At 64.3% G+C, this 3,151-nt stretch carries 2 protein-coding genes and 1 pseudogene; 2 read left to right on the top strand and 1 reads right to left on the bottom strand.

Features of this window, described 5'->3' with window-relative positions:
- Both QZY06_RS16005 and QZY06_RS16000 read left to right on the top strand, forming a co-directional pair.
- A pseudogene (locus QZY06_RS16005) lies at nucleotides 1-371 on the top strand (hypothetical protein); the annotation flags it as partial.
- A gap of 268 nt (nucleotides 372-639) precedes the next feature.
- Nucleotides 640-2,676 carry an acetoacetate--CoA ligase gene (locus QZY06_RS16000; protein ID WP_295686064.1) on the top strand — a complete coding sequence of 679 codons (2,037 nt, stop codon included), beginning with the start codon at nucleotides 640-642 and terminating at the stop codon, nucleotides 2,674-2,676.
- 34 nt (nucleotides 2,677-2,710) lie between these two features.
- Here QZY06_RS16000 and QZY06_RS15995 read toward each other — a convergent pair.
- Nucleotides 2,711-3,151: DUF1801 domain-containing protein (locus tag QZY06_RS15995; protein ID WP_295686063.1), on the bottom strand; the 441-nt coding region annotated here is incomplete at its 5' end.

The raw sequence follows: 3,151 nt of genomic DNA, 5'->3' as shown, positions 1-3,151 counted from the left end.
CGACCTACATGGTGCTGCAGTACATGCACCGTACCAAGGACGATCTGTTCGGCCGTTCGCTGAAGGGTTACGGCGGTTCGGTCGACCAGGCGGCCCCGGGCGTCAACGGTGGTTCGGACTACGTGGTGTTTGCCTTCCAGCAGCCGTTCCCGCAGGCGATCTGGCGTATCGACTTTGCCGGTCTCTACGACGTCCGCGGCGGCCTGTTGCTGCAGCCGGGCATCCGCTGGAAGCCGAATGGTTCGATCACCGCCGATGTCTTCTACTCGTACATCAACGGCTCCATCACCGGCGGCAATCCGAACAACAACGCGCTGTCGACGGCCGCCTTCGCGGACGAAATCACCTTCCGCGTCGGCTACCAGTTCTGATTCCGCAGCCAGCCATCGACTCAAGGTTTCAGGGCACAGAAATTTCCAGGATCCCGCTGTGAATCAACCGGCCTCCCGCATCTGCGGCAGGTCGGTTTTTTTTATGCTGTGACGGAGCCGAGGGCTCGTACCTGATCATCCCTGCAAGCGCGATGACTACCCCTGCGGGTAGCGGTTGACTGGCAGTACGAACCTAGATTGGTATGCAGCCATACCGGAGTACGCCGATGCACGCTTTCCCGTCTTCGGGCTACTGATCAACCAGGCCATGCCCGCCCTCGATGCCCCCTTGATCAGCGAAGGCACACCGCTGTGGACGCCCAACGCCGAGCTGATCGCGACCTCGAACGTCGTCCAGTTCCTGCGCTGGCTTCGCGATCAGCGCCAGATCGATCTCGCCGATCACGATGCGCTGTGGCACTGGTCCACCCGCGAAACGGCTGCCTTCTGGGCGGCGATCTGGGACTACTTCGATATCCAGTCCGACACGCCTTACCAGCGCGTCGTCGATCGCCTGACGATGCCCGGCGCGAAATGGTTCGAGGGCTCGAGCGTCAACTACGCCGAGCACCTGCTGCGCCACGAAGCGGTGCAGCCAGCCGAGGCCGTCGCTTTCCACCATCACAGCGAAACCCGCGAGCCCGGCAGCTACACCTGGGCCGAGACCGGCCGGCAGGTACGCATCGTGGCGACTCAGTTGCGCGCCCTCGGCATCCGTCCTGGCGATCGCGTGGCGTCCTACCTGCCGAACGTGCCGGAAACGGCGATCGCGATGATGGCCACCGTCGCGATCGGCGCCGTCTGGTCCTCGGCGTCGCCGGAGTTCGGTGCCCGTACGGTGATCGATCGCTACGGGCAGATCGAGCCGAAGCTGCTGTTCGTCGCCGATGGCTATCGCTTCGCCGGCAAGGTCTACGACCGCAGCCGCGAAGCGCGCGAGATCGCCGCCGCCCTGCCCAGCCTGCGCACGGTCATCTGGCTGCCGTACCTGTATCCGGACAAGGCGAGCCCGCCGGTCGATGGCGCGCTGGACTGGAACGATGTGCTGGCCCACCCCGACGTACCGCGCCAGACGTTCCGCTACGAGCGCGTGGCGCACGATCATCCGCTGTGGGTGCTGTTCTCCTCGGGCACCACCGGCCTGCCGAAAGCGATCGTGCACAGCCATGTCGGCGTGCTGGTCGAGCATCTGAAGCTGATGAGCTTTCACCTCGATCTGAAGCCCGGCTCGACGATGTTCTTCCACTCGACCACCGGCTGGATGATGTGGAATCTGGTCATCGCCTCGCTGCTGACCGGCGCCAGCGCCGTGCTCTATGACGGCAGTCCGTTCCATCCGGCGCCGGACCTGCTTTGGCAGATCGCAGCCGAAACCCGCGCGACGCACTTCGGCGCCAGCCCGACCTTCGTGCAGATGATGGAAAAGGCCGACCTGAAGCCGGGGCGGACGCACGACCTGTCGGCCTTGCAGGCGATCACCCTGTCCGGCGCACCGTCGACGCCGGAAACCTTCGCCTGGTTCTATCGCGCGGTGAAGCCCGATGTCTGGGTCAGCTCGCAATCCGGCGGCACCGAGATCGTCAGCGGCTTCGTCGGCGCCAGCCCGACCCTGCCGGTACGCGCCGGCGAAATCCAGACCCGCATGCTCGGCATGGACGTGCGCGCCTGGCGCGAAGACGGCAGCGAAGCGATCGACACCGTGGGCGAACTGGTCTGCGTCAAGCCATTCCCGTCGATGCCGCTGCGCTTCTGGAACGACCCCGACGGCCGGCGCTACCGCGAGGCCTATTTCCAGACCTTCCCCGGCGTCTGGCGACACGGCGATTTCATCCGCATCAATGCGCAAGGCGGCTCGTATATTCACGGCCGCTCGGACTCCACCCTGAACCGCAACGGCGTCCGCATCGGCACCGCCGAGGTCTACCGCGCCGTGGAATTGATCAATGCCGTGGACGACAGCCTGATCGTCTGCTGCGCCCTGCCCGGCGGCCACTGGTTCATGCCGCTGTTCGTGTGCCTGAAGCCGGGTTGTCTGCTCGACGACACCCTGATCGCCACCATCAAGGATCGCCTGCGCAACGACTGCAGCCCGCGCCATGTGCCGGACCGCATCTATGAAGTGGATGCCATCCCCTACACGCTGACCGGCAAGAAGATGGAAGTGCCAGTGCGCAAACTGCTGATGGGGCAGACGCCAGAGAAGGTCGCCAGCCGCGACGCGATGATGAATCCGGATGCCATCGACTGGTTCGTGCGCTTCGCGCAGGAGTCACTGGACTATCAGTGGCGGCCTTCGGCAGCGTAGGCGCATCGCGGCATCCGGACTGCGCTGGTTCGGACTAGATATCTGTGGGGTCGCCCAAGGTCTTGTTGAGCCAGACCGCCGCTTCGACGAGACGGCTCGCCGTGTAGCTGCTGACTTCCTCGTTCTGAAGCAACACGATGGTGGCCATCTCGTACTTGCCGCCCGGCTTCAGACGCGAATCGATCTCGCGTAACCGCTGTCCGCGCCAGAAGCCGAACAGCACGCGATGTTCCTCGGCACGGATCAGTAGTACCGGGCCATTGGACAGATACACCAGATGCCCCCACTTGATCACTTCATCGAGGCCGGCATTGGCGACGACGATGGCGCGCAGCTGCTCGACCATGTGGCGCTGCCAGCCGGAGAGTGCGGTGACGTAGGCATCAGGGTTGGCTGCGGGAATCGATTTCTTCATCATCGCGAGCACCTGTGGCTGTCCACCGTTATTCGGAGAGGCTACGAGGTATTGCTGGCT

The organism is uncultured Nevskia sp. (assembly GCF_903885465.1).
Lineage (GTDB): Bacteria > Pseudomonadota > Gammaproteobacteria > Nevskiales > Nevskiaceae > Nevskia.
Note: the sequence above shows the minus strand (reverse complement) of the source record. Positions and strands in the feature narration are given on the sequence as shown.